Origin of the sequence: Flavobacterium cyanobacteriorum, from assembly GCF_002251835.1 — a bacterium.
In the GTDB taxonomy this organism is placed as follows: Bacteria; Bacteroidota; Bacteroidia; order Flavobacteriales; family Flavobacteriaceae; genus Flavobacterium; species Flavobacterium cyanobacteriorum.
In genome coordinates this window covers 1-1,480 of record NZ_NOXV01000075.1, presented here as the reverse complement: position 1 = coordinate 1,480, position 1,480 = coordinate 1, and the positions used below count along the sequence as shown (strand labels likewise).

Below are 1,480 nucleotides of genomic sequence, written 5' to 3'. Positions count from 1 at the left end.
TGATTTTTTTAAAATTTAGTTGTTGGAGGGAGTTGTGCAACGGTTACGGCTGTTATAGGGTGTTTTATTATTTTCATTTTATTCAACTTCGTAAAAAGATGTTTTACCTGTATCTATATTAACTTCAATATTAAAGGACGTAAAATGAACTTCCCCACCTATAGCACGATTATAATTGTATTTAATCGTAAATAGGTATTTATTTTTTTGGGACAAATCCAAGGTTTTATCATAATAATCAAGCGAAAGTTGTCCTTCAGAAATCATTTTGGGATGTAAATCGTTGTACTTTTTTAGTTCAGATTTAGCAACACTATCTGCTTTTTGAATTATATTTAGTTCAATATACTCCATACCCCATTTTTTAACTAAAAGAAACAGTGCATCGGAATAATCCTTTTCCATTACGGATATAGTTATACCTAATGAGCCAGCAGAAATACAATCAATATTATTGCTTTTTAAATAGGCACTTAAACTATCTGTTTTTGAATTTCCCCACTCATCATTCAAGACACTTCCCAAAACATAATATTCGTTGCTACTATTAGTAATTTGACAATTACTTGTTAAAGGATAAAAAAGTACAAAAAAACAATTCATTATACATATACGAATGAATAATATTTTAAAACGCCGATATCTTTCCATTTTAATAAATATTAAAGTTTTTAATAAGTCATTATATAATTACCTTTACTATCTGTCTTTAATTGTTCAACTTTCATGATAAAAAATTCCTTTATTGTTTTTTCACCTTTCATGATTTTAATCGCACTATATTTCTCAGGTATATGTTTGTTGAATTTTTTTCCAAAAAAATTAGAATATCCTCCTCTCATTTCAGGAATTTTTACCAGAATAATATTATCAACTGGTAAAATCTCTACATATTTCCCTGCTTCTTGTATTACAAACAGTCTTAAACTGTCATTACTATTATTATCAAGCATGATATTATATTGCTTTTGTTCAGAAACTGTTTCGACCGTTGAACAAGACAGAATTTGAAAGAAAGTAAAGTAAAGTACTATTCATATATATGTTTTCATATTGTTATTACATTTCACTGTATAATTCAATACTTAGAGTTTTGAATTTAACAGTAACATGCAAAATACTTGTATAAGGAAAAAGTTGGCTGTAGTATTTTTTTCCTTTACTATCAGTATATTCCATCAAAATACCCGTGTCTGTTAATGAAATATTCATGGTTTCACCTCCATCCAAGGTTTTTTTATTTTCCATAATCGCATAACTAATCGAACCGTTCGTATTTATAACAGCAGAGTTATAATTAAACAATTCTATATCAGAAGCTTTAATGTTTACATTAGCAAACATGCCTTCGATATCTGCTTTTTTTACCTGACCATAAGCGTTGAGCAAGCAAAAAAAGATTGTAACAAATAATAAAATTTTCTTTTTCATACAAAGAAGTGGTTTAAACTTTTATTTTATTAAATTTCTTTAGTGCGAT

At 27.4% G+C, this 1,480-nt stretch carries 3 protein-coding genes; all 3 read right to left on the bottom strand.

The features are described from left to right. Positions 1–78: 78 nt before the first annotated feature. The gene (locus tag CHU92_RS00780) at positions 79–651 is read right to left on the bottom strand and encodes a hypothetical protein (protein ID WP_129582961.1); all 573 of its coding nucleotides are present in this window, start codon (positions 649–651) and stop codon (positions 79–81) included. Positions 652–671: 20 nt separating this feature from the next. Then, positions 672–953: a hypothetical protein gene (locus CHU92_RS00775; RefSeq protein ID WP_094411625.1), complete on the bottom strand. Its 282-nt coding sequence runs from the start codon at positions 951–953 to the stop codon at positions 672–674. A 106-nt stretch (positions 954–1,059) separates the two neighbouring features. Further along, on the bottom strand, positions 1,060–1,431 hold the full coding sequence (locus CHU92_RS00770) for a hypothetical protein (protein ID WP_094411623.1): 372 nt from the start codon (positions 1,429–1,431) through the stop codon (positions 1,060–1,062). Positions 1,432–1,480: the final 49 nt, after the last annotated feature.

Bases quoted from the DNA above. Each gene is read 5' to 3' on its own strand.
- CHU92_RS00770 (WP_094411623.1), bottom strand. From the start codon at position 1,431: ATGAAAAAGAAAATTTTATTATTTGTTACAATCTTTTTTTGCTTGCTC.
- CHU92_RS00775 (WP_094411625.1), bottom strand. From the start codon at position 953: ATGCTTGATAATAATAGTAATGACAGTTTAAGACTGTTTGTAATACAA.
- CHU92_RS00780 (WP_129582961.1), bottom strand. From the start codon at position 651: ATGGAAAGATATCGGCGTTTTAAAATATTATTCATTCGTATATGTATA.